Raw genomic sequence first — 24,992 nt, forward strand, 5'->3', positions numbered from 1 at the left:
GATTTTTTCATGTATGATACGCGCCCCATTTCGTTGCCCGACTGTCCGAGAACACCCCATGCAGCTCTCTTCGCTCACTGCGGTTTCCCCTGTTGACGGCCGCTACGCCGGCAAAACCCAGGCCCTGCGCCCTATTTTCAGCGAATACGGCCTGATCCGTGCTCGCGTGCTGGTTGAAGTGCGCTGGCTCCAGCGCCTGGCCGCTCACCCCGCCATCAGCGAAGTGCCGGCGTTTTCCGCGCAAGCCAACGCTGTGCTCAACACCCTGGCGGAAAACTTCTCCCTGGAGCACGCCGAGCGTGTGAAAGAGATTGAGCGCACCACCAACCACGACGTCAAAGCCATCGAGTACCTGCTCAAAGAGCAAGCGGCCAAGCTGCCGGAACTGGCCCAGGTCAGCGAGTTCATCCACTTTGCCTGCACCAGTGAGGACATCAACAACCTGTCCCACGCCCTGATGCTGCGTGAAGGCCGTGATGACGTCATGCTGCCACTGATGCGCCAGACCGCCGAAGCCATCCGCGAACTGGCGATTCGCTTCGCTGCGGTGCCGATGCTGTCGCGCACCCACGGCCAGCCGGCCTCGCCGACCACCTTGGGCAAAGAACTGGCCAACGTGGTGTACCGCCTGGAACGCCAGATCGCTCAAGTCGCCGCCGTACCGCTGCTGGGCAAGATCAACGGCGCCGTAGGCAACTACAACGCCCACCTGTCGGCCTACCCGGAGATCGACTGGGAAGCCAACGCCCGCGCCTTCATCGAAGACGAGCTGGGCCTGGGCTTCAACCCGTACACCACGCAGATCGAACCGCACGACTACATCGCCGAGCTGTTCGACGCCATTGCACGCTTCAACACCATCCTGATCGACTTCGATCGCGATATCTGGGGCTACATCTCCCTGGGCTACTTCAAGCAGCGCACCATTGCCGGTGAAATCGGCTCGTCGACCATGCCGCACAAGGTCAACCCGATCGACTTCGAAAACTCCGAAGGCAACCTCGGTATCGCCAACGCCCTCTTCCAGCACCTGGCCAGCAAGTTGCCGATCTCCCGCTGGCAGCGCGACCTGACCGACTCCACCGTACTGCGCAACCTCGGCGTGGGCTTTGCCCATAGCGTGATCGCGTACGAAGCCAGCCTCAAAGGCATCAGCAAGCTTGAGCTCAATGAGCAGAAGATCGCCGCTGACCTGGACGCGTGCTGGGAAGTATTGGCTGAGCCGATCCAGACCGTGATGCGCCGCTACAACATCGAAAACCCCTACGAGAAGCTGAAAGAGTTGACCCGTGGCAAGGGCATCAGCCCTGAAGCACTGCAAACTTTCATCGACGGCCTGGACATGCCAGCCGCGGCCAAGGCTGAGCTGAAACTGCTCACCCCGGCCAACTACATCGGCAACGCTGTAGAGCAAGCCAAGCGCATCTGATCCACGCAAGCCCCTTTGAGACGCCCGGCCGCGCCGGGCGTTTTTATTCCAGTCTGAAAAGTGCTTTTTTTCAATAGGTTACACATGAATCCTGATATCCCTCTTCAACTTCTGGGCGGCATCACGGCACGGGAATTCCTGCGCGACTACTGGCAGAAAAAGCCGCTGCTGATCCGTCAGGCCATCCCTGATTTCGAAAGCCCGATCGACGCCGACGAACTCGCCGGCCTGGCGCTGGAAGAAGAAGTCGAGTCGCGCCTGGTGATTGAACACGGCGAGCGTCCGTGGGAATTGCGTCGCGGCCCGTTCGCCGAAGATGCCTTCAGCACCCTGCCTGAGCGCGAGTGGACCCTGCTGGTGCAGGCGGTCGACCAGTTCGTGCCGGAAGTGGCCGAGCTGCTGGAGCAGTTCCGCTTCCTGCCCAGCTGGCGCATTGACGACGTGATGATCAGCTTCGCCGCACCCGGCGGCAGCGTCGGCCCGCACTTCGACAACTACGACGTGTTCCTGCTGCAAGCCCAGGGCAAGCGCAACTGGAAGATCGGCCAAATGTGCAGCTCCGAGAGCCCGCTGCTGCAGCACGCCGACTTGCGCATCCTCGCCGAATTCGAAGAAAGCGCCGAATGGGTGCTGGAACCGGGCGACATGCTCTACCTGCCACCGCGCCTGGCGCACTTCGGCATTGCCGAAGACGACTGCATGACCTACTCCGTGGGTTTCCGCGCACCGAGCGCCGCCGAAGTGCTGACCCACTTCACCGACTTCCTCAGCCAGTACCTGACTGACGAAGAGCGCTACACCGACGCCGACGCCCAGCCGGTCAGCGACCCCCACCAGATCCAGAGCGACGCGCTGGACCGCCTCAAGAGCCTGCTGGCCGAGCACATGAGCGACGAGCGCATGCTGCTGACCTGGTTCGGCCAGTTCATGACCGAACCGCGCTACCCGGAACTGGTGGCCGGTGAAGAACTGGGTGAAGAAGACTTCATCAGCAGCCTGCAAGATGGCGCGATCCTGGTGCGCAACCCAAGCGCGCGCCTGGCCTGGTCCGAAGTCGACGACGACGTGCTGCTGTTCGCCAGCGGCCAGAGCCGTTACCTGCCCGGCAAGCTGCGTGAGCTGCTGAAGCTGGTGTGCTCGGCCGATGCGCTGCACAGCGAGAACCTCGGCGAATGGCTGGCGGATGAAGACGGCCGCGATCTGCTGTGCGAACTGGTCAAGCAAGGAAGCCTGGGATTTGCCGATGAATAAGATTCACGTCAGTGTCGCGGATTGGCAAAAGGATATCGCCGAGATTCGGCGCATTCGTGAAGCGGTCTTTATCGCTGAACAATCGGTCCCACCGGAGCTGGAGTGGGACGCGGACGACGCCGGCGCGGTGCATTTCCTCGCATTTGAAGGCGATTTTCCGATTGGCACCGCGCGCCTGCTGCCCAGCGGCGAGATCGGCCGCGTGTCGGTACTCAAGGACTGGCGCGGGCTGAAGGTCGGCGACAAGCTGATGGCTGCGGTGATTGGTGTAGCCGAGCAGCGCGGCCAGGCCAAGCAGTTCCTGAGTGCGCAGGTGTATGCGGCGCCGTTTTATGAGCGGCTGGGCTTCAAGATCGTCAGCGATGAGTTTCTTGAAGTCGGGATTCCGCATGTGGATATGGTGCGCGGGGCCTGATCCGAGACCGCGTCGCTGCCATCGGGGGCAAGCCCCCTCCCACACTTGGCCGCATTCCAAAGGACTTACTCGGTCAAAAAGTGGGAGGGGGCTTGCCCCCGATAGCCATTTCAGCAACACCAACAATGCCCTGCCATGCCAGGGCATTTTGCCGTCTACGATTCAATTTGCGACCTGCCAGGCCGACAAACTGGCACTATCCAGCCTTTGACTCGCAGAGATAACGGACATGTCCCTACGCACCCTGCTCACCGCCCTCCTCCTGACCGCCAGCGTCTCGGCCGTGGCCGACACCGAAGTCGTCAACCTGAGCAACCGCACCAGCGCCGATCTGCTCCCCGTGGCACAGAACTTCATCGGTAAGGACGGCACCGTCAGCGCTTACGGCAACCAGTTGATCGTGAATGCCGCCCCCGCCAAGATCCAGGACCTGCGTGCCCTGCTTTCTCAACTCGACACACCCGCCAAACGCCTGCTGATCACCGTCGACACCAACGAAAACAACCAGCAGAACAGCGGCGATAGCCAAACCCGCATCATCAGCTACGGCACCACCAGCCGCGATGGCGGCATCCAGCAGATCCAGGCCAGCGAAGGCGTACCCGCACTGATCCAGGTCGGCCAGAGCGTGCCGCTGACCACCACCCAGCAGGACAGCTACGGCCGACTGCAAAACCAGACTCAGTATCGCAACGTGACCCAGGGTTTCTACGTGACCGCCAGCGTCACCGGCGAGACCGTTCATCTAGCGATCAGCACCAACCGTGACCGCATGAGCCAGGAACGTCCCGATGTAGTGAACGTGCAAAGCACCGACACAACCGTCAGTGGGCGGCTGGGCGAGTGGATCTCCCTGGCTGGCATCAATCGCGAGACCCAGGCCGACAAATCCTCTACAACCCGCAGCTACTCTACTCAGGGTCGCGATGACCTGACGGTACGGGTTAAAGTCGACACCTTGAACTGAAGCACCAAAAACTGACTGATGAGTCGTCTTAGACTAAAGATGTAGTGCTTGAAAAAAAGCACTACAAAACATTTGACGATCCAAAAAAGCATGGGCATGATGGCCTCGCTCCCGCTAATCAGGGGCCCTGGCAAGGGCCTTCGGATCGTCGCTCCAAGTTACCCACCTGAGCCGATTCGTGTCTGTACCGCCCACAAGGTGTGTTTGACGAGGTTGCGACTGGAACGAAGTTGTCCCGAGGGACGGAAGCTAACCAGGTAACCCGGCTACACACTGATGGATCGTACAAAGGCCCACGACGCCCGAAGACCGTTCGCAGTTCGCCCTTACCTGCTCAACTCTCCCTTGAGCCATCGTTCATCCCGTCGCATTCCCCGCCGAACCTGACTTGACCACCTAAGCTTCTGGTCAGCGAGCAGCCCTGCCCACGCAATGAATGCGTGGCTGGCAAACGGATACTTCAAACAAGACGCGACGAGGTTTTTTCCCATGGCACTGACACGCGAACAGCAAATTGCAGCCCTCGAGAAAGACTGGGCTGAAAACCCACGCTGGAAAGGCGTGACCCGCGCTTATTCCGCTGCTGACGTCGTCCGCCTGCGTGGCTCGGTTCAACCTGAGCACACCTTTGCAAAACTCGGCGCCGAAAAACTGTGGAAGCTGGTCACCCAGGGTGCCAAGCCGTCCTTCCGCCCCGAGAAAGATTTCGTCAACTGCATGGGCGCCCTCACTGGCGGCCAGGCAGTCCAACAGGTAAAAGCCGGTATCCAGGCGATCTACCTGTCCGGCTGGCAAGTGGCAGCGGACAACAACTCCGCTGAATCCATGTACCCCGACCAATCGCTGTACCCGGTGGACTCGGTGCCGACCGTGGTCAAGCGCATCAACAACTCGTTCCGCCGCGCCGACCAGATCCAGTGGAAAGCCGGTAAAGGCCCGGGCGATGAAGGCTACATCGACTACTTCGCGCCGATCGTGGCGGACGCTGAAGCCGGTTTCGGCGGCGTACTGAACGCCTACGAACTGATGAAGAGCATGATCGAGGCCGGCGCTGCCGGCGTGCACTTCGAAGACCAACTGGCGTCGGTGAAGAAATGCGGCCACATGGGCGGCAAGGTATTGGTTCCGACCCAGGAAGCTGTACAGAAGCTGACCGCTGCCCGCCTGGCCGCTGACGTTGCCGGCACACCGACCATCATCCTGGCCCGTACCGATGCTAACGCCGCTGACCTGCTGACCTCGGACTGCGACCCGTACGACCAGCCGTTCGTAACGGGCGAACGCACCCAGGAAGGCTTCTATAAAGTGCGCGCCGGTCTCGACCAGGCCATCGCCCGCGGCCTGGCCTATGCGCCGTACGCCGACCTGATCTGGTGCGAAACCGCCAAACCGGACCTGGACGAAGCCCGTCGCTTCGCCGAAGCGATCAAAAAGGAATACCCGGACCAACTGCTGTCCTACAACTGCTCGCCTTCCTTCAACTGGAAGAAGAACCTGGACGACGCAACCATCGCCAAGTTCCAGCGCGAACTGTCAGCCATGGGCTACAAGCATCAGTTCATCACCCTGGCCGGCATTCACAACATGTGGCACAGCATGTTCAACCTGGCGCACGACTACGCCCGCAACGACATGACCGCCTACGTGAAGCTGCAGGAGCAAGAGTTCGCTGACGCCGCCAAGGGTTACACCTTCGTGGCGCACCAGCAGGAAGTGGGCACCGGCTACTTCGACGACATGACCACCGTGATCCAGGGCGGCACCTCGTCCGTGACCGCGCTGACCGGTTCGACCGAAGAAGAGCAGTTCCACTAAGCACCGCGTACACGGCCACTGCGGCCGCAAGGAAGACCTAACCGCAGTGCCGCACAACAATCACGCCCCGACTGGTTCGGGGCGTTTTTTTTGCCTGAGCGATCTGCTCCGTGCCAATGAGAATCCAACTGTGGGAACGCATGCGGCCTGGAGATTTTGGGCAAAATATTGATCCAGAGCGGTATTTGCGTCGGATAAATCGGTTAAAAGATCCGCGTCAGCAACTAAGCGGTAATCAAGCAAGTAACGGCAACTTCCCTCGCTGCATGAGAAACAATCGCTTAAACCCCACGCAAACAATATTCATTATCATTTGGAGCATGAAAACTTCGTTACCGGTTAAACAAAACACATTTGATTAAATGCCCGCTAATGCCCGCCCCATAAGGGCTACAGCCCCAAGAAGGTGCACTATGTGCTTATTCCATCGAATAATTTCGCTATAGGAATTTTACTTGCCCGGTGTTTAGCCATAAAATCACCGCGATTGATTGCAGTGCGACATATCGTCACTGCATCGTTACTTTTTCGAGCTCAGAGACCTTTGCTCTCTGTTAAGGATTTCCAGCATGACCGAAGCGACAGGACTCATGGCCCACAACTGGGGCTTTGCCATTTTCCTTCTCGGTGTTGTCGGCCTTTGCGCCTTCATGCTTGGTGTCTCCAGCCTCCTCGGGTCAAAAGCCTGGGGCCGCAGCAAAAATGAACCGTTCGAGTCCGGCATGCTGCCTACAGGTGGCGCCCGCTTGCGGCTCTCAGCCAAATTCTATCTGGTCGCGATGCTCTTCGTAATCTTCGATATCGAAGCCCTTTTTCTCTTTGCCTGGTCTGTGTCCGTCCGCGAAAGCGGCTGGACCGGATTCGTCGAAGCTCTCGTTTTCATAGCAATTCTGTTGGCAGGCCTTGTCTACCTATTCCGAGTGGGCGCCCTTGATTGGGCTCCGGAAGCTCGTCGTAAGCGGCAAGCGAAGCTGAAACAATGAGGCTTTGGCGATGCAATACAATCTCACCAGGATCGACCCGGATGCTCCTAACGATCAGTACCCTATCGGCGAACGGGAAACCGTCTCCGATCCGTTAGAAGACCAAGTCCACAAAAACATCTACATGGGCAAGCTGGAAGACGTGCTGAGTGGCGCGGTCAACTGGGGGCGTAAAAACTCCCTGTGGCCGTACAACTTCGGTCTGTCCTGCTGCTACGTGGAAATGACCACCGCCTTCACGGCGCCCCACGACATCGCGCGCTTTGGCGCCGAAGTTATCCGGGCATCGCCGCGCCAGGCGGATTTCATGGTTATCGCCGGTACCTGCTTTATCAAGATGGCGCCGATCATTCAGCGTCTCTACGAGCAAATGCTCGAGCCAAAGTGGGTTATCTCCATGGGTTCGTGCGCCAACTCCGGTGGCATGTACGACATCTACTCCGTCGTTCAAGGGGTGGACAAGTTCCTGCCCGTGGACGTCTACGTGCCTGGCTGCCCGCCCCGCCCTGAAGCTTTCCTGCAAGGCTTGATGCTATTGCAGGAATCGATTGGCAAGGAGCGTCGCCCGCTTTCCTGGGTCGTCGGCGATCAAGGCGTGTACCGCGCCGAGATGCCTTCGCAAAAGGAACAACGCCGCGAACAGCGAATCGCAGTCACCAACCTGCGCAGCCCCGACGAAGTCTGATCCAGCACCGCTTCTTTTATAGAACGAAAACCTGGCTTCATTCTTTACGTTGACCGAAAGCGATAAAAAACCATGACTACAGGCAGTGCTCTGTACATCCCGCCTTATAAGGCAGACGACCAGGATGTGGTCGTCGAACTCAATAACCGTTTTGGCCCTGACGCCTTCACCGCCCAGGCCACACGCACCGGTATGCCGGTGCTGTGGGTGGCGCGTGCCAAGCTTGTCGAAGTCCTGACCTTCCTGCGCAACCTGCCCAAGCCGTACGTCATGCTCTATGACCTGCATGGCGTGGACGAGCGTCTGCGCACCAAGCGCCAGGGGCTGCCGAGCGGCGCCGATTTCACCGTGTTCTACCACCTGCTGTCGATCGAGCGTAACAGCGACGTGATGATCAAGGTCGCCCTGTCCGAGAGCGATCTGAGCGTGCCGACCGTCACCGGTATCTGGCCGAACGCCAGCTGGTATGAACGCGAAGTCTGGGACATGTTCGGGATCGACTTCCCGGGCCACCCGCACCTGACGCGCATCATGATGCCGCCGACCTGGGAAGGTCACCCGCTGCGCAAGGATTTCCCTGCGCGCGCCACCGAATTCGACCCCTTCAGCCTCAACCTCGCCAAGCAGCAGCTTGAAGAAGAAGCTGCGCGCTTCCGTCCGGAAGACTGGGGCATGAAGCGCTCCGGCACCAACGAGGACTACATGTTCCTCAACCTGGGCCCGAACCACCCTTCGGCTCACGGTGCCTTCCGTATCATCCTGCAACTGGACGGCGAAGAAATCGTCGACTGCGTACCGGACATCGGCTACCACCACCGTGGTGCCGAGAAGATGGCGGAACGTCAGTCGTGGCACAGCTTCATCCCGTACACCGACCGTATCGACTACCTCGGCGGCGTGATGAACAACCTGCCGTACGTGCTCTCGGTCGAGAAGCTGGCTGGCATCAAGGTACCGGACCGCGTCGACACCATCCGCATCATGATGGCCGAGTTCTTCCGGATCACCAGCCACCTGCTGTTCCTGGGTACCTATATCCAGGACGTCGGCGCCATGACCCCGGTGTTCTTCACCTTCACCGACCGTCAGCGCGCCTACAAGGTCATCGAAGCCATCACCGGTTTCCGCCTGCACCCGGCCTGGTACCGCATTGGCGGCGTGGCCCACGACCTGCCGAATGGCTGGGAGCGCCTGGTCAAGGAATTCATCGACTGGATGCCCAAGCGTCTGGACGAGTACCAAAAGGCTGCGTTGGACAACAGCATCCTCAAGGGCCGCACCATCGGCGTCGCCGCCTACAACACCAAAGAGGCCCTGGAATGGGGCGTCACCGGTGCCGGCCTGCGCTCGACTGGCTGCGATTTCGACCTGCGTAAGGCGCGCCCGTACTCGGGCTACGAGAACTTCGAGTTCGAAGTGCCGCTGGCGGCCAATGGCGATGCCTACGACCGTTGCATCGTGCGCGTCGAAGAAATGCGCCAGAGCCTGAAGATCATCGAGCAGTGCATGCGCAACATGCCGGCCGGCCCGTACAAGGCGGATCACCCGCTGACCACGCCGCCGCCGAAAGAGCGCACGCTGCAGCACATCGAAACCCTGATCACGCACTTCCTGCAGGTTTCGTGGGGCCCGGTGATGCCGGCCAACGAGTCCTTCCAGATGATCGAAGCGACCAAGGGTATCAACAGTTATTACCTGACGAGCGATGGCGGCACCATGAGCTACCGCACCCGGATTCGTACGCCAAGCTTCCCGCACTTGCAGCAGATCCCTTCGGTGATCAAAGGCGAGATGGTCGCGGACTTGATTGCGTACCTGGGTAGTATCGATTTCGTTATGGCCGACGTGGACCGCTAAGCATGAACAGCACGCTTATCCAGACAGACCGTTTCACCCTGAGTGAAACCGAGCGCTCGGCCATCGAGCACGAGCTGCATCACTACGAAGACCCGCGCGCGGCGTCGATCGAGGCGCTGAAGATCGTCCAGAAGGAACGTGGCTGGGTGCCCGACGGCGCCCTCTACGCCATCGGCGAGATCCTCGGCATCCCCGCGAGCGACGTTGAAGGCGTGGCCACGTTCTACAGCCAGATCTTCCGCCAGCCGGTGGGTCGCCACATCATTCGCGTGTGCGACAGCATGGTCTGCTACATCGGTGGCCACGAGTCCGTGGTCAGCGAGATCCAGAACAAGCTGGGCATCGGCCTCGGCCAGACCACTCCGGACGGCCGCTTCACGCTGCTGCCGGTGTGCTGCCTGGGCAACTGCGACAAGGCGCCGGCGTTGATGATCGACGACGACACATTCGGTGACGTGCAGCCCGCTGGCGTGACCCAATTGCTCGAGGGCTACCCATGACCCTGACTTCTTTCGGCCCGGCCAACCTGATCAAGCGTTCGCCTGAGACCCACCCGCTGACCTGGCGCCTGCGTGACGATGCCGAGCCCGTGTGGCTCGACGAGTACCAGGCCAAGAACGGCTACGCCGCTGCGCGCAAAGCCTTCGCCGACATGGCCCAGGACGACATCGTCCAGACCGTGAAAGACGCCGGCCTCAAAGGCCGCGGCGGTGCAGGCTTCCCCACGGGCGTGAAGTGGGGCCTGATGCCCAAGGACGAATCCATCAACATCCGCTACCTGCTGTGCAACGCGGATGAAATGGAGCCCAATACCTGGAAAGACCGCATGCTGATGGAGCAACTGCCCCATCTGCTGATCGAAGGCATGCTGATCAGCGCCCGCGCGCTGAAAACCTACCGGGGCTACATCTTCCTGCGTGGCGAATACACCACCGCCGCCAAGCACCTCAACCGTGCCGTGGAAGAAGCCAAGGCAGCCGGCCTCTTGGGCAAGAACATCCTCGGTTCGGGCTTTGACTTCGAACTGTTCGTGCACACCGGCGCCGGGCGTTATATCTGCGGTGAAGAAACCGCACTGATCAACTCCCTCGAAGGCCGCCGCGCCAACCCGCGCTCCAAGCCGCCCTTCCCCGCCGCCGTGGGCGTGTGGGGCAAGCCGACCTGCGTGAACAACGTTGAAACCTTGTGCAACGTGCCGGCGATCATCGCCGACGGCGTGGACTGGTACAAATCGTTGGCCCGCGAAGGCAGCGAAGACATGGGCACCAAGCTCATGGGCTTCTCCGGCAAGGTCAAGAACCCTGGCCTGTGGGAGCTGCCTTTCGGCGTGACCGCCCGCGAGCTGTTCGAGGACTACGCCGGCGGCATGCGCGACGGCTACACCTTGAAGGCCTGGCAACCAGGCGGCGCCGGTACCGGTTTCCTGCTGCCCGAGCACCTCGACGCACAAATGTATGCCGGCGGCATCGGCAAGGTGGGCACCCGGATGGGTACCGGCCTGGCGATGGCGGTCGACAACACCGTGAACATGGTCTCGTTGCTGCGCAACATGGAGCAGTTCTTCGCCCGCGAATCCTGCGGCTTCTGCACCCCCTGCCGCGACGGTCTGCCATGGAGCGTCAAGCTGCTGATGGCCCTGGAAAACGGCGAAGGCCGCGAGGGTGACATCGAGACCCTGCTGGGCCTGGTCGGTTTCCTCGGCCCAGGCAAGACCTTCTGTGCTCACGCACCGGGCGCCGTGGAGCCATTGGGCAGCGCAATCAAATACTTCCGCTCGGAGTTCGAAGCCGGCATCGCGCCTACCAGCGCCGCCGTCCCGCCTCTGGCGAGGCCGATCGTAGTCGGCGCGTAACGCTTAAAACAGGCGAAGGGTCCGTGCCCTTCACCTGCTCATGGGCTGACGCCGTAAAGGCTGTGTTGATGCCCATGAATAACAAGATTCCATTAGCCACGCCCGCTGACAACGGGCCAACGAAGAACTTTGAACCATGGCCACTATCCACGTAGACGGCAAAGCGCTCGAAGTCGATGGGGCGGACAACCTGTTACAGGCATGTCTCTCACTCGGCCTCGACATCCCGTATTTCTGCTGGCACCCCGCGCTTGGTAGCGTCGGTGCCTGTCGCCAGTGCGCGGTCAAGCAGTACACCGACGAGAACGACACGCGTGGTCGTATCGTCATGTCCTGCATGACCCCAGCCACCGACAACACCTGGATCTCCATCGACGATGAAGAATCCAAGGCGTTCCGCGCCAGTGTCGTCGAATGGCTGATGACCAACCACCCCCACGACTGCCCGGTCTGTGAGGAAGGCGGTCACTGCCACCTGCAAGACATGACGGTGATGACCGGCCACAACGAGCGCCGCTATCGCTTCACCAAGCGTACCCACCAGAACCAGCAACTGGGCCCGTTCATTTCCCACGAAATGAACCGCTGCATCGCCTGCTATCGCTGCGTGCGCTTCTATAAGGACTACGCCGGCGGCACCGACCTCGGCGTATTCGGCGCCCACGACAACGTGTACTTCGGTCGCGTTGAAGACGGCGTGCTTGAAAGCGAGTTCTCCGGCAACCTCACCGAGGTCTGCCCGACCGGTGTGTTCACCGACAAGACTCACTCCGAGCGCTACAACCGTAAGTGGGACATGCAATTCTCGCCGAGCATCTGCCATGGCTGCTCCAGCGGTTGCAACATCTCCCCAGGCGAGCGCTACGGCGAACTGCGTCGCATCGAAAACCGCTTCAACGGCTCGGTCAACCAGTACTTCCTGTGCGACCGGGGCCGTTTCGGCTATGGCTACGTCAACCGCGAAGACCGCCCACGCCAGCCGCTGCTGGCCGATGGCGGCAAGCTGAGCCTCGACGCGGCGCTGGATAAAGCCGCCGACCTGCTGCGCGGCCGTAACATTGTCGGTATCGGTTCGCCGCGTGCCAGCCTCGAAAGCAACTACGCGTTGCGTGAGCTGGTGGGCGCCGAGCACTTCTACTCCGGTATCGAAGCCGGTGAGCTGGAGCGCATCCGCCTGGTCCTGCAAGTGCTGAACGACAGCCCGCTGCCCGTTCCGAACATGCGCGACATCGAAGATCACGATGCGATCTTCGTGCTCGGTGAAGACCTGACCCAGACCGCCGCGCGTATCGCGCTGTCGCTGCGCCAGTCGGTGAAAGGCAAGGCCGAAGACATGGCCGACGCCATGCGCGTCCAGCCTTGGCTCGATGCCGCCGTGAAAAACATCGGCCAGCACGCGCTGAACCCGCTGTTTATCGCAAGCCTCGCTGAAACCAAGCTCGACGATATCGCTGAAGAATGCGTCCATGCGGCTCCAGATGACCTGGCGCGCATCGGTTTTGCCGTGGCCCACGCCCTGGACGCCAGCGCACCGGCCGTCGAAGGCCTGGACGCTGAAGCCGGTGAACTGGCCCAGCGCATCGCCGACGCCCTGTTGGCCGCCAAGCGCCCATTGATCATTGCCGGCACCTCCTTGGGTTCCAAGGCGCTGATCGAAGCCGCCGCCAACATCGCCAAGGCCTTGAAGCTGCGCGACAAGAACGGTTCCATCAGCCTGGTCGTGCCGGAAGCCAACAGCCTCGGCCTGGCCATGCTCGGTGGCGAGTCGCTGGACGCCGCGCTGCAAGCGGTGACCGACGGCAACGCCGACGCCATCGTGGTGCTGGAAAACGACCTGTACACCCGCACCGATGCCGCCAAGGTTGACGCTGCGCTGAACGCCGCCAAAGTCCTGATCGTCGCCGACCACCAGAAAACCGCCACCAGCGAGCGCGCCGACCTGGTGCTGCCGGCCGCCACCTTCGCCGAAGGCGACGGTACCCTGGTCAGCCAGGAAGGCCGCGCCCAGCGCTTCTTCCAGGTGTTCGATCCGAAGTACATGGACGCCAGCATCCTGGTCCATGAAGGCTGGCGCTGGCTGCATGCCCTGCGCGCCACCTTGCTGAACCAGCCAATCGACTGGACTCAGCTCGACCACGTCACCGCCGCCGCCGCCGCAAGCGCGCCGCAGCTGGCACGGATCGTCGACGCCGCACCGTCCGCCGCGTTCCGCATCAAGGGCATGAAACTCGCCCGTGAGCCGCTGCGTTACTCCGGTCGTACCGCCATGCGCGCTGACATCAGCGTGCATGAACCGCGTACCCCGCAAGACAACGACACCGCGTTCGCCTTCTCCATGGAGGGTTACTCGGGTTCGGTCGAGCCCCGTCAGCAGGTGCCGTTTGCCTGGTCGCCGGGCTGGAACTCGCCACAGGCCTGGAACAAGTTCCAGGACGAAGTCGGGGGTCATATCCGCGCTGGCGACCCAGGCACCCGCCTGATCGAGACCCAGGGCGACTCGCTGAACTGGTTCGCTGCCGTACCGCGTCCGTTCAACCCGGCCCAGGGCACCTGGCAGGTTGTGCCGTTCTTCCACCTGTTCGGCAGCGAAGAGAACTCTTCGAAAGCCGCGCCGGTACAAGAGCGCATTCCAGAAGCCTACGTGTCCCTGGCCAAGTCCGAAGCCGACCGCCTGGGCGTCAACGACGGTGCCCTGCTCAGCCTGAACGTGGCCGGCCAGACCTTGCGTCTGCCGCTGCGCATCAACGAAGCATTGGGTGCCGGCTTGGTTGCACTGCCTAAAGGCCTCGCCGGCATTCCACCGGCGATCTTTGGCAAAACCGTTGACGGTCTGCAGGAGGCAGCGCAATGACCTGGTTCACCCCTGAAGTGATCGACGTGATCATCTCGGTCGTCAAGGCCATCGTGATCCTGTTGGCCGTGGTCGTCGCGGGCGCCCTGCTCAGCTTCGTCGAACGTCGCCTGCTGGGCTGGTGGCAGGACCGTTACGGTCCGAACCGCGTTGGCCCATTCGGCATGTTCCAGATCGCTGCCGACATGCTGAAAATGTTCTTCAAGGAAGACTGGACCCCACCGTTTGCCGACAAGGTGATCTTCACCCTGGCACCGGTCGTGGCCATGAGCGCCTTGCTGATCGCCTTCGCCGTTATCCCGATCACCCCGACCTGGGGCGTGGCGGACCTGAACATCGGCTTGCTGTTCTTCTTCGCCATGGCCGGTCTGTCGGTCTACGCGGTGCTGTTCGCCGGTTGGTCGAGTAACAACAAGTTCGCCCTGCTGGGCAGCTTGCGGGCCTCGGCCCAGACCGTGTCCTACGAAGTGTTCATGGGCCTCGCGCTGATGGGCATCGTGGTGCAGGTCGGCTCGTTCAACATGCGCGACATCGTTGAGTACCAAGCGCAGAACCTGTGGTTCATCATTCCGCAGTTCTTCGGCTTCTGTACCTTCTTCATCGCTGGCGTCGCCGTGACTCACCGTCACCCGTTCGACCAGCCGGAAGCGGAACAGGAACTGGCCGACGGTTACCACATTGAATATGCCGGTATGAAATGGGGCATGTTCTTCGTCGGTGAATACATCGGCATCATCTTGATCTCGGCCCTGCTGGTCACACTGTTCTTCGGCGGCTGGCACGGTCCATTCGGCATCCTGCCGCAGTTGGCGTTCTTCTGGTTCTTCCTGAAGACCGCGTTCTTCATCATGTTGTTTATCCTGCTGCGCGCTTCCATTCCGCGTCCACGGTACGACCAGGTGATGGATTTCAGCTGGCGCTTCTGCCTGCCACTGACCCTGATCAATTTGCTGGTGACTGCTGCCGTTGTGTTGTTGAACACGCCAGCGGCCGCGGTTCAGTGAGGATTTGACCCATGTTCAAATATATTGGCGACATCGTTAAGGGTACCGGTACCCAGTTGCGAAGCCTGGTGATGGTGTTCGGTCACGGCTTCCGCAAACGCGACACCCTGCAATACCCGGAAGAAGCGGTGTACCTGCCGCCGCGCTATCGCGGCCGCATCGTGCTGACGCGCGACCCCGATGGCGAAGAGCGTTGCGTAGCCTGCAACCTGTGCGCCGTGGCGTGCCCGGTGGGTTGCATCTCCCTGCAGAAAGCTGAAACCGAAGACGGTCGCTGGTACCCGGACTTCTTCCGCATCAACTTCTCGCGCTGCATTTTCTGCGGCCTCTGCGAGGAAGCTTGCCCGACCACCGCGATCCAGCTCACACCGGATTTCGAGATGGCCGAGTTCAAACGTCAGGACCTGGTGTACGAGAAAGAAGATCTGCTGATCTCTGGTCCCGGTAAAAACCCTGATTACAACTTCTATCGTGTTGCAGGTATGGCCGTTGCCGGTAAGCCGAAAGGCGCCGCACAAAACGAAGCCGAGCCGATCAACGTGAAGAGCTTGCTGCCTTAAGGAAGAAAGATGGAATTCGCTTTCTATTTCGCATCGGGTATCGCGGTTGTGTCCACGCTTCGCGTGATCACCAACACCAACCCTGTGCACGCCCTGCTCTACCTGATCATTTCACTGATCGCCGTGGCCATGACCTTCTTCAGCCTCGGCGCACCGTTCGCCGGTGTGCTGGAAGTGATCGCCTACGCCGGCGCCATCATGGTGCTGTTCGTGTTTGTGGTGATGATGCTCAACCTGGGGCCGGCTTCGGTCGCCCAGGAGCGCGTCTGGCTCAAGCCCGGCATCTGGCTCGGCCCGGTTGTCCTCGCAGCCCTGCTGCTGGGTGAACTGCTGTATGTGCTGTTCGCTCACCAGAGCGGCCAGGCCATCGGCCACACCACCGTAGACGCGAAAGCCGTGGGCATCAGCCTGTTCGGCCCGTACCTGCTGGTGGTCGAACTGGCGTCGATGCTGCTGCTCGCCGCAGCCATCACTGCCTTCCACTTGGGCCGCAACGAAGCCAAGGAGCAATGACGATGCCTGCTATCCCTTTGGAGCATGGTCTGGCGGTCGCCGGCATCCTGTTCTGCCTTGGCCTGGTCGGCCTGATGGTCCGCCGTAACATTCTGTTCGTGTTGATGAGCCTGGAAATCATGATGAACGCCGCCGCACTGGCGTTCATCGTTGCGGGTGCACGTTGGGGCCAGCCGGATGGACAAGTCATGTTCATCCTGGTGATCAGCCTGGCAGCCGCCGAGGCCAGTATTGGCCTGGCGATCCTGCTGCAACTGTATCGTCGCTTCCACACGCTTGATATCGACGCTGCCAGTGAGATGCGCGGATGAACATGATCTTTCTGACTTTCGTATTCCCCCTGATCGGTTTCCTGCTGCTGTCGTTCTCCCGTGGACGCTGGTCGGAAAACCTCTCGGCCCTGGTGGGCGTGGGTTCCATTGGCTTGTCGGCCATCGTTGCCGCCTATGTCATCTGGCAATTCAACGTGGCGCCGCCGGAAGGCGGTCACTACACCCTGGTACTGTGGCAGTGGATGTCGGTGGAAGGCTTCAAGCCTAACTTCGCCCTCTACGTCGACGGCCTGTCGATCACCATGCTCGGCGTGGTTGTCGGCGTGGGCTTCCTGATCCACCTGTTCGCGTCCTGGTACATGCGCGGTGAAGCGGGTTACTCGCGCTTCTTCTCGTACACCAACCTGTTTATCGCCAGCATGCTGTTCCTGGTGCTCGGCGATAACCTGTTGTTCCTGTACTTCGGTTGGGAAGGCGTGGGCCTGTGCTCGTACCTGTTGATCGGTTTCTACTACAGCAACCGCAACAACGGTAACGCGGCACTTAAAGCCTTTATCGTCACCCGGATCGGCGACGTGTTCATGGCCATCGGCCTTTTCATCCTGTTCCAACAGGTGGGCACGCTGAACATCCAGGAACTGCTGGTGCTGGCACCGCAGAAATTCCAGGTCGGCGACTTCTGGATCACCCTGGCCACCCTGATGCTGCTGGGCGGCGCCGTGGGTAAATCCGCGCAACTGCCCCTGCAAACCTGGCTGGCGGACGCGATGGCGGGCCCTACCCCGGTTTCCGCACTGATCCACGCGGCAACCATGGTCACTGCCGGTGTCTACCTGATCGCCCGTACTCATGGCCTGTTCACCCTGGCACCGGATATCCTGCATCTTGTAGGCATCGTCGGTGGCGTGACCCTGGTACTCGCCGGTTTCGCCGCGCTGGTGCAGACCGATATCAAGCGGATCCTCGCCTATTCGACCATGAGCCAGATCGGCTACATGTTCCTGGCCCTGGGCGTTGGCGCCTGGGACGCGGCGATTTTCCACCTGATGACCCACGCCTTCTTCAAGGCCTTGCTGTTCCTTGCCTCCGGTGCGGTGATCGTTGCCTGCCACCACGAGCAGAACATCTTCAAGATGGGCGGCCTGTGGAAGAAGCTGCCACTGGCCTACGCCAGCTTCATCGTCGGTGGCGCCGCACTCGCAGCCCTGCCGCTGGTGACCGCCGGTTTCTACTCCAAGGACGAAATACTCTGGGAAGCCTTTGCCAGCGGTAACCAGAACCTGCTGTACGCAGGCCTGGTGGGTGCGTTCATGACCTCGCTGTACACCTTCCGCCTGATCTTCATCACCTTCCACGGTGAAGCCAAGACCGAAGCACACGCAGGCCACGGCATCTCGCATTGGCTGCCATTGTCGGTGCTGATCATCCTGTCGACCTTCATCGGCGCGCTGATCACCCCGCCATTGGCCGGTGTACTGCCGGAAAGCGCCGGCCATGCCGGTGGCGCCGCCAAGCACAGCCTGGAAATCGCCTCGGGCGCCATCGCCATCGCCGGTATCCTGCTCGCGGCCCTGCTGTTCCTCGGCAAGCGTCGCTTCGTGACAGCCGTTGCCAACAGTGGCATTGGCCGCTTCCTGTCAGCCTGGTGGTTCGCCGCCTGGGGCTTCGATTGGATCTACGACAAACTGTTCGTCAAGCCCTACCTCGCCATCAGCCACATGCTGCGTAAAGACCCGCTCGACCAGACCATCGGTTTGATCCCGCGTGCCGCCAAGGCCGGTCACACCGCCCTGAGCCGCAGCGAAACCGGCCAATTGCGTTGGTATGCAGCTTCCATGGCGGCCGGTGCCGTGCTGGTGATCGGCGCCATCGTGGTGGTGGCGGTATGACTATGAACTTTGCGAACTTGCGAAAGGAAACGAGCCCGTCATGATTCTGCCCTGGCTAATCCTGATCCCCTTTATCGGCGGCCTGCTCTGCTGGATGGGTGAACGCTTCGGCGCCACCCTCCCCCGCTGGATTGCGTTGCTGACCATGTCCCTGGAACTCGCACTCGGCCTCTGGCTGTGGGCCCATGGCGACTATTCATTTGCTCCGGCACCGGGTGTCGATCCGACCTTCGCGCTTGAATTCAAGCACGTGTGGATCCAGCGCTTCGGCATCAATGTGCACCTGGCCCTCGACGGCCTGTCGCTGTTGATGATCCTGCTGACCGGCCTGCTGGGTATCCTCTCGGTACTCTGCTCCTGGAAAGAGATCCAGCGTCACGTGGGCTTCTTCCACCTGAACCTGATGTGGATCCTGGGCGGCGTGGTCGGCGTGTTCCTCGCCCTCGACCTGTTCATGTTCTTCTTCTTCTGGGAAATGATGCTGGTGCCGATGTACTTCCTCATCGCGCTCTGGGGTCACAGTTCTTCGGACGGCAAGAAAACCCGGATCTACGCGGCAACCAAGTTCTTCATCTTCACCCAGGCTTCCGGCCTGATCATGTTGGTGGCGATCCTGGGCCTGGTACTGGTCAACTTCAACAGCACGGGCGTGATTACCTTCAACTACGCCGACCTGTTAAAGACCAAGATGTCCCTGACCACCGAGTACATCCTGATGCTGGGCTTCTTCATCGCCTTCGCGGTGAAGCTGCCGGTGGTGCCGTTCCACTCCTGGTTGCCTGACGCTCACGCCCAGGCGCCGACCGCCGGTTCCGTGGACCTGGCCGGTATCCTGCTGAAAACCGCTGCCTACGGCCTGCTGCGTTTCGCCTTGCCGCTGTTCCCGAATGCTTCGGCCGAGTTCGCGCCGATCGCCATGACCCTGGGTCTGATCGGGATTTTCTACGGCGCGTTCCTGGCCTTCGCACAAACCGACATCAAGCGTCTGATCGCCTTCTCGTCCGTTTCCCACATGGGTTTCGTACTGATCGGCATCTACTCCGGCAGCCAACTGGCGCTGCAAGGCGCGGTGATCCAGATGTTGGCCCACGGTGTTTCGGCCGCTGCACTGTTTATCCTGAGCGGTCAGCTGTACGAGCGCCTGCATACTCGTGACATGCGTGAAATGGGTGGCGTGTGGTCGCGCATCGCGTACCTGCCGGCGATCAGCCTGTTCTTCGCTGCTGCATCCCTGGGCTTGCCGGGGACCGGTAACTTCATCGGCGAGTTCCTGATCCTGATGGGTGCCTTCGTGCAGACGCCGTGGATCAGTGCGATTGCTACCTCCGGCCTGGTGTTTGGTTCGGTCTACTCGCTGATCATGATCCACCGCGCCTACTTCGGCCCGGCCAAGTCCGACACCGTCCTGCAAGGGATGGATGCGCGCGAACTGATCATGGTGCTCGGCCTGGCGGTACTGCTGATCTACATCGGCGTGTACCCGCAACCGTTCCTGGACACTTCTGCCGCAACGATGCATGGCGTGCAGCAGTGGTTCGGCACCGCCTTCTCTCAACTCGCTTCGGCCCGGTAAGAGCGCTATGGAATTCACGATCCAACACTTTATCGCGCTTGCGCCGCTGCTGATCACCAGCCTCACCATCGTGGTGGTGATGCTGGCGATCGCCTGGCGCCGCAATCACTCGCAAACGTTCCTGCTGTCCTGTGCCGGTTTGAACCTGGCCCTGCTCTCGATCATCCCGGCCCTCAAGGTCGCACCACTGGCGGTCACGCCATTGATGATGGTCGATGACTTCGCGTTGCTGTACATCGCGCTGATCCTGGTCGCGACCCTGGCTTGCGTCACCCTCGCCCACGCCTACCTCGGCGAAGGCGGCACTGGCTACCCAGGCAACCGCGAAGAGCTGTACCTGCTGATCCTGCTGGCTGCGGCCGGTGGCATCGTGCTGGTCAGCGCGCAGCACCTGGCGGGCTTGTTCATCGGCCTGGAACTGCTGTCGATCCCAACCTACGGCCTGGTGGCCTATGCCTTCTTCAACAAGCGCTCCCTGGAAGCCGGCATCAAGTACATGGTGCTGTCGGCGGCCGGTTCCGCGTTCCTGTTGTTCGGTATGGCCCTGCTCTACGCCGAAGCCGGCAACCTGAGCTTCACCGGTATCGGTCACGCCCTGGCGGCCACCAGCATGCCTGCGCCGATTGCCCAGTTGGGCCTGGCCATGATGCTGATCGGCCTGGCGTTCAAGCTGTCGCTGGTGCCCTTCCACTTGTGGACCCCGGACGTGTACGAAGGCGCCCCGGCGCCGGTGGCTGCGTTCCTGGCCACCGCGTCGAAAGTGGCTGTGTTTGCGGTGATGGTGCGTCTGTTCCAGATCTCCCCTGCCGCCAACACCGGTGTGCTGAGCACCGTACTGACCGTGATCGCCATCGCGTCGATCCTGTTCGGCAACCTGCTGGCCCTGACGCAGAACAATCTCAAGCGTCTGCTGGGTTACTCGTCCATCGCTCACTTCGGCTACCTGCTGATCGCCCTGGTGGCGAGCAAAGGCCTGGCCGTGGAAGCCATGGGCGTGTATCTGGTCACCTACGTGATCACCAGCCTCGGCGCGTTCGGCGTGATCACGCTGATGTCCTCGCCGTTCAAAGGCCGTGACGCCGACGCCCTGTACGAATACCGCGGCCTTTTCTGGCGCCGTCCGTACCTGACCGCCGTACTGACTGTGATGATGCTGTCCCTGGCCGGTATCCCGCTGACTGCTGGCTTTATCGGCAAGTTCTACATCGTCGCCACCGGCGTTGAAGCGCACGAGTGGTGGCTGGTTGCCTCGCTGGTCCTGGGCAGCGCCATCGGCGTGTTCTACTACCTGCGCGTGATGGTCACCCTGTACCTGATCGAGCCAAACCTGCGTCGTGTGGATGCCGAGCTGCATTGGGAACAGAAGGCAGGCGGCGTGATGCTGCTGGCCATCGCCCTGCTCGCGTTCTTCCTGGGTGTTTACCCACAACCGTTGCTCACCCTGGTGCAGCACGCGGTGCTGGGCGTTTGATCGCTTAGCGGGATGCAGTAAACAAAACGGCGCCTTCGGGCGCCGTTTTGCGTTTCTGGGGCCGGTGCTTTTACCCTCCTCTACTCAGGGAAATTTCCTCCTCCACCTGCCTCCTTATCTGGCATCTACCCGATGAGGGCCGCCGTATGGTGTTTGCGTTTTAGGAAAGTTCCCACAGCAGGGTCACTTGACCCAAGGCGGGTGGAACACCAAACTATACGCAGGCTACGTACAGAACATGGATGCTCTATTTATCGAACTGCCGGCCTTCGAGCGGCATCGCAAGGACTATCTGAGTGACGAGCTTTTCCACGGTTTCCAACAGGCGTTGATGAAGAACCCGGAAGCGGGAGACGTGATCGAGGGAACAGGCGGTTTACGCAAGGTTCGCTTTGTCGACGAACGACGCAACAAAGGCAAGCGCGGTGGCCTGCGGGTCATTGACTACTGGTGGTCGGGCGGCACGCAATTCTGGTTATTCACCCTGTACGGCAAACATGAACAGGACGACCTGACGCCACAGCACAAAAAAGCCCTAAAACACATGCTGGACAGGGAAATCAAAGCGAGAACACATCATGAAACGTGAAATCTTTTCCGAACTGGTCGAAGGCTTCGACGCCCTGGCAAACGAACGCCAAGGCAAAGTCACCCTGCGGACCCACAAGGTTCATCTCAACAACCTGGAGCCGCTCACCGCAGAGGAAGTGGTCGCCGTGCGTCAACAGCTCAACCTCTCCCGTGCCGTCTTCGCCATGTACCTGCGCACCAACACGCGTACGCTGGAAAACTGGGAGCAAGGCCGGGCCAAACCTAATGCCCAGGCCGCCACCCTGATTCGCCTGGTGGCGCGTTTTCCCGAGACCGTGGCACAACTTGCGGCGTTGGGTTGACCTGCAATGACCCCAATAAAAACGCCCCGAACATTCGGGGCGTTTTCCATTACAACGGCGTCAGAATGCGATACCGACCTTGAACCCGTACTCATCACGCTTGAGCTTGGTGTTGTCGGCCACGTCGGAATCACCGTCGAGCTTGTATTCGGTGCGGGTGTAGTACAGGCCTGCCATCACCGGCAAGTCGCCTTTCTGATTCATCAGCAGGCTGACTTCGGCGTATGGGTTGGTGCGGTCCTTGAGGTCCACGGTGTCGCTGCCAACATCATCCACCTTGAGCTTGGTGCGGCCATCGATAGTGCGACGGGCGCCGGCTTCGACGCGCAGGGTCATGTCATCGAACTGGTGGTTGTAGCCCAGGGCCGCCTTGGCGAACGGTGATTTATTGGTGAGCTTCACATCAAGGTTGTTGATTTCCGGCTCGTAGCGGGTCCAGCTGTAGCCACCGCCCACGATCACGTCGACAAAGTTGCGCGCATCCAGCGCGGCGCGCCAGCCGAGATCCAGGTCGGCCTGGCCTTCCTTGAGTTTGTTGTCGCTCTTTTCGCCGTACTTGGCTTCGATACCGGCTTGGTAGATGAAACCGGATTCGGCGGTGAGCTTGTTGCCAAAGTTGTAGAACAGGCCCGCTTCCGGCATGTGGCTCTTGTCGCTTTGGCTGCCGCCTTCGAATTTGAAGTCGTTGTAGCTGCCCAGGATCCCGAAGGTGGAAATCGGGTCGGTGGACGGTGCGGCGAACACCGCGGCAGGCGCAGCGACCAGCGCCAGCAGCGAGGAACCCTTGAGGAATTTTCCGAATAGCTTGGACATCGTTTTACATCTCCTTGTCTGGTGAGCAAATTATTCAGGAACCGCTTCGAACCCTTGCTGGCGCGAAAGGTTCGAATTAATTTGCACCGATTTGAAGGTAAAACGGTTCAGCGAAGGCTCTGGATCAATACTCTCAAGAAACAGCCACTACGAGGCTATCAAGGATCTGGCGAAGCGACGCCGAGACCGGCACTTGAATGTCAAAGGTCCTGCCCAGCACATCCAGCAGCTCATCGGCACTGCCAAGCGTGCGTTTTTCGCTCGGCCGATCCAGGTAATGAACCGCGTAGCTGGCGTTGTTCAACGTATAGCGTTTACCCGGCGCCAAGCGTGCGACTTTCAGCTGGCCCACAAAGGGCGAACCCGGGTGCGTGGAGACGTACCAGTTGCCGATTTCATAGTCGATGCCCGCCTGTACTTGCAGATCGAACACATACAAGCCGCGCCACTCCCCGGCCACTTGCGCCCACAGCGTGTAACTGCCCTGCCCGTCGAAGGTCAGGCGATAAGGTTCATGCGCCGTGACCTGCAGCGCTTCAGTGTCCAACTGCAACGGGCTGCTGGGCACCATGCCGCCAAAGCCGACATCGCTGATATAACGCACGCCGTCCAGGGTCACCAGGCTCAAGCGATGGGTGCGCGCCGTGTGCGCATCCGGCGGCCCTCCCATCACCACCCGGCCGGTAATGCCGCGTGCATCAAAGCCGAGTTCCTGCAACAGCGCCAGGAACATCTGGTTCAGCTCATAGCAATAACCACCCCGTCCCTCCAGCAGCACTTTTTGCTCGACACTGGGCAGGTCGATCGGCACCGGCTGGCGCATCAACGTCGACAGGCTTTCGAAAGCAAAGGTGCACACATGGCGCAGTTGCAGAGCCTGCAACGTCTGCAGGGTCGGCGCTGGCGGCGCGTCATAGCCCAGGCGTTGCAGATACAGGCGGCTATGAGTCAGCAGAGGCATGGCGCAATCCTTGGGCGCGAGATGAAGACGTCACTATGCCGCGCCAGCATGCAGATTGTCATTTTGAATGAACCTTTTTGAACGCTCCCGTATCCATCTATAACAACACAGGGAGGCAACATGAGTACCGCAAAAATCTACACCATCCACTACCAACTGCATGGCAAACCGAAGTCCTTTGTGGTGCGTGCCGAAGTGATGAACAACGCCGAGGCCTGGCACTGGGCGGCGGTCGATGCCGATATTGCTCACGTGAGTCGCGTGGGCCGCGTGGGGCACGAGCAGGTGAAGAAAACGACTCGGCCGTGGGCTGAGAAGTTTGGGATTACTGAAGTGACGTGGGTTGCGCCGAAGTAATCAGATGTCGCTAGACGAAGAAGGAAAGAATGCAACACCACCTGTGGTGAGGGAGCAAGCTCCCTCACCACAACGCTGGTTTTATGGCTTCAAGTCGCCCAACGGATCATAGGCCGGCTTCTTTTCATCCTTGTCTTTCTTGTCCTGATCCAACGGCGCAATAGCCGGGCCGATAGGATCAACCTGCGGATCCGCCACGTCCGGCGAATCCGGGTCAAAACCCAACTCATCCTTACCGCTGGAATGCTCGTCTGAAGACGGGCCTTTCGGAGTATCAATCACGGTGCTCTCCTTATAAGAAACGGACGGGCCTTGTTTAAAGCGGGCGGGCTTTGTCGTGGAGGTTTTCCAGGTCTTCCTCTACGCGTTCTACGTCGTCGTCCTGACGCTCCGCCGGGTCGTTGGGACGCAACGCATCGTTGTCGCGCTCCTCCTCACCGGGTGTGCGGTCAGGGTTCGGGGTACCGGGCGGTGGCTGGTTGTATTCAGACATGATGGTTCACCTCAAAGGGTCTACACAGGTTTAGAGAAACCGCCCTGCGCCATCGTTCAACTTGTTTGCCCAAGCGTGAGATGATGCT

At 60.6% G+C, this 24,992-nt stretch carries 25 protein-coding genes; 21 read left to right on the plus strand and 4 right to left on the minus strand.

Annotated features, from left to right (window positions below):
* Window positions 1-58: 58 nt before the first annotated feature.
* The 20 genes from purB (at window position 59) to K7431_RS09250 (ending at window position 22,280) form a co-directional block, all read left to right on the plus strand.
* On the plus strand, window positions 59-1,429 hold the full coding sequence (gene purB, locus K7431_RS09155; protein WP_012724947.1) for an adenylosuccinate lyase: 1,371 nt from the start codon (window positions 59-61) through the stop codon (window positions 1,427-1,429).
* Between the two features lie 84 nt (window positions 1,430-1,513).
* Window positions 1,514-2,680 carry a ribosomal protein uL16 3-hydroxylase gene (locus K7431_RS09160; RefSeq protein WP_012724948.1) on the plus strand — a complete coding sequence of 389 codons (1,167 nt, stop codon included), beginning with the start codon at window positions 1,514-1,516 and terminating at the stop codon, window positions 2,678-2,680.
* Window positions 2,673-3,095, plus strand: a complete 423-nt coding sequence (locus K7431_RS09165; protein WP_043205539.1) for a GNAT family N-acetyltransferase — start codon at window positions 2,673-2,675, stop codon at window positions 3,093-3,095. The genes K7431_RS09160 and K7431_RS09165 overlap by 8 nt, the downstream gene beginning before the upstream one ends.
* A 229-nt stretch (window positions 3,096-3,324) precedes the next feature.
* Window positions 3,325-4,062, plus strand: coding sequence for a secretin N-terminal domain-containing protein (locus K7431_RS09170; protein ID WP_012724950.1), 738 nt, complete (start codon window positions 3,325-3,327; stop codon window positions 4,060-4,062).
* Window positions 4,063-4,551: 489 nt separating this feature from the next.
* The gene (gene aceA / locus K7431_RS09175; protein ID WP_003219577.1) at window positions 4,552-5,877 is read left to right on the plus strand and encodes an isocitrate lyase; all 1,326 of its coding nucleotides are present in this window, start codon (window positions 4,552-4,554) and stop codon (window positions 5,875-5,877) included.
* Window positions 5,878-6,446: 569 nt separating this feature from the next.
* Window positions 6,447-6,860, plus strand: a complete 414-nt coding sequence (locus tag K7431_RS09180) for an NADH-quinone oxidoreductase subunit A (RefSeq protein WP_003219575.1) — start codon at window positions 6,447-6,449, stop codon at window positions 6,858-6,860.
* Window positions 6,861-6,870: 10 nt separating this feature from the next.
* Window positions 6,871-7,545 (plus strand): NuoB/complex I 20 kDa subunit family protein, encoded by a 675-nt coding sequence (locus tag K7431_RS09185; RefSeq protein ID WP_012724951.1) that lies wholly within the window; start codon window positions 6,871-6,873, stop codon window positions 7,543-7,545.
* Between the two features lie 72 nt (window positions 7,546-7,617).
* Window positions 7,618-9,402 (plus strand): NADH-quinone oxidoreductase subunit C/D, encoded by a 1,785-nt coding sequence (nuoC, locus tag K7431_RS09190; RefSeq protein ID WP_012724952.1) that lies wholly within the window; start codon window positions 7,618-7,620, stop codon window positions 9,400-9,402.
* A gap of 2 nt (window positions 9,403-9,404) precedes the next feature.
* Window positions 9,405-9,902 (plus strand): NADH-quinone oxidoreductase subunit NuoE, encoded by a 498-nt coding sequence (gene nuoE, locus K7431_RS09195; protein WP_003174721.1) that lies wholly within the window; start codon window positions 9,405-9,407, stop codon window positions 9,900-9,902.
* Window positions 9,899-11,254, plus strand: coding sequence for an NADH-quinone oxidoreductase subunit NuoF (gene nuoF / locus K7431_RS09200; RefSeq protein WP_003174722.1), 1,356 nt, complete (start codon window positions 9,899-9,901; stop codon window positions 11,252-11,254). Before nuoE ends, nuoF begins: the two co-directional genes overlap by 4 nt.
* A 136-nt stretch (window positions 11,255-11,390) precedes the next feature.
* Window positions 11,391-14,105, plus strand: a complete 2,715-nt coding sequence (gene nuoG / locus K7431_RS09205; protein WP_012724953.1) for an NADH-quinone oxidoreductase subunit NuoG — start codon at window positions 11,391-11,393, stop codon at window positions 14,103-14,105.
* Window positions 14,102-15,109: an NADH-quinone oxidoreductase subunit NuoH gene (gene nuoH, locus K7431_RS09210; protein WP_012724954.1), complete on the plus strand. Its 1,008-nt coding sequence runs from the start codon at window positions 14,102-14,104 to the stop codon at window positions 15,107-15,109. The genes nuoG and nuoH overlap by 4 nt, the downstream gene beginning before the upstream one ends.
* An 11-nt stretch (window positions 15,110-15,120) precedes the next feature.
* Window positions 15,121-15,669 (plus strand): NADH-quinone oxidoreductase subunit NuoI, encoded by a 549-nt coding sequence (gene nuoI, locus K7431_RS09215; protein WP_003174725.1) that lies wholly within the window; start codon window positions 15,121-15,123, stop codon window positions 15,667-15,669.
* Window positions 15,670-15,678: 9 nt separating this feature from the next.
* Window positions 15,679-16,182 carry an NADH-quinone oxidoreductase subunit J gene (gene nuoJ, locus K7431_RS09220; protein ID WP_003174726.1) on the plus strand — a complete coding sequence of 168 codons (504 nt, stop codon included), beginning with the start codon at window positions 15,679-15,681 and terminating at the stop codon, window positions 16,180-16,182.
* A gap of 2 nt (window positions 16,183-16,184) precedes the next feature.
* The gene (nuoK, locus tag K7431_RS09225; protein WP_003174727.1) at window positions 16,185-16,493 is read left to right on the plus strand and encodes an NADH-quinone oxidoreductase subunit NuoK; all 309 of its coding nucleotides are present in this window, start codon (window positions 16,185-16,187) and stop codon (window positions 16,491-16,493) included.
* Complete coding sequence (gene nuoL, locus K7431_RS09230) at window positions 16,490-18,343, plus strand: NADH-quinone oxidoreductase subunit L (RefSeq protein ID WP_012724955.1); 1,854 nt, start codon at window positions 16,490-16,492, stop codon at window positions 18,341-18,343. Before nuoK ends, nuoL begins: the two co-directional genes overlap by 4 nt.
* Before the next feature lie 40 nt (window positions 18,344-18,383).
* The gene (nuoM, locus tag K7431_RS09235; RefSeq protein ID WP_003232072.1) at window positions 18,384-19,916 is read left to right on the plus strand and encodes an NADH-quinone oxidoreductase subunit M; all 1,533 of its coding nucleotides are present in this window, start codon (window positions 18,384-18,386) and stop codon (window positions 19,914-19,916) included.
* A gap of 7 nt (window positions 19,917-19,923) precedes the next feature.
* Complete coding sequence (nuoN, locus tag K7431_RS09240) at window positions 19,924-21,387, plus strand: NADH-quinone oxidoreductase subunit NuoN (protein ID WP_012724956.1); 1,464 nt, start codon at window positions 19,924-19,926, stop codon at window positions 21,385-21,387.
* Window positions 21,388-21,625: 238 nt separating this feature from the next.
* A complete protein-coding gene (locus K7431_RS09245; protein WP_043205540.1) occupies window positions 21,626-21,976 on the plus strand; it encodes a toxin in 351 nt (116 codons plus the stop codon).
* Window positions 21,966-22,280, plus strand: a complete 315-nt coding sequence (locus K7431_RS09250) for a helix-turn-helix domain-containing protein (RefSeq protein WP_010209571.1) — start codon at window positions 21,966-21,968, stop codon at window positions 22,278-22,280. The genes K7431_RS09245 and K7431_RS09250 overlap by 11 nt, the downstream gene beginning before the upstream one ends.
* A 60-nt stretch (window positions 22,281-22,340) precedes the next feature.
* Here the strand turns inward: K7431_RS09250 and K7431_RS09255 are convergent, their stop codons facing one another.
* Window positions 22,341-23,093: an outer membrane beta-barrel protein gene (locus K7431_RS09255; RefSeq protein ID WP_012724958.1), complete on the minus strand. Its 753-nt coding sequence runs from the start codon at window positions 23,091-23,093 to the stop codon at window positions 22,341-22,343.
* A 133-nt stretch (window positions 23,094-23,226) separates the two neighbouring features.
* Window positions 23,227-24,054, minus strand: a complete 828-nt coding sequence (locus tag K7431_RS09260; protein ID WP_012724959.1) for an arylamine N-acetyltransferase family protein — start codon at window positions 24,052-24,054, stop codon at window positions 23,227-23,229.
* Window positions 24,055-24,174: 120 nt separating this feature from the next.
* Between K7431_RS09260 and K7431_RS09265 the strand changes: the two genes are divergently transcribed.
* The gene (locus K7431_RS09265; protein ID WP_012724960.1) at window positions 24,175-24,411 is read left to right on the plus strand and encodes a DUF6555 family protein; all 237 of its coding nucleotides are present in this window, start codon (window positions 24,175-24,177) and stop codon (window positions 24,409-24,411) included.
* 81 nt (window positions 24,412-24,492) lie between these two features.
* On the opposite strand, the gene K7431_RS09270 is transcribed toward K7431_RS09265, so the two are convergent.
* Together K7431_RS09270 and K7431_RS09275 are read right to left on the minus strand one after the other, a co-directional pair.
* Window positions 24,493-24,693, minus strand: a complete 201-nt coding sequence (locus K7431_RS09270) for a DUF6021 family protein (RefSeq protein ID WP_012724961.1) — start codon at window positions 24,691-24,693, stop codon at window positions 24,493-24,495.
* A gap of 34 nt (window positions 24,694-24,727) precedes the next feature.
* Window positions 24,728-24,904 carry a hypothetical protein gene (locus K7431_RS09275; RefSeq protein WP_163825853.1) on the minus strand — a complete coding sequence of 59 codons (177 nt, stop codon included), beginning with the start codon at window positions 24,902-24,904 and terminating at the stop codon, window positions 24,728-24,730.
* Window positions 24,905-24,992: the final 88 nt, after the last annotated feature.

The organism is Pseudomonas fluorescens group sp. (assembly GCF_020093335.1).
Classification (GTDB): Bacteria; Pseudomonadota; Gammaproteobacteria; order Pseudomonadales; family Pseudomonadaceae; genus Aquipseudomonas; species Aquipseudomonas petroselini.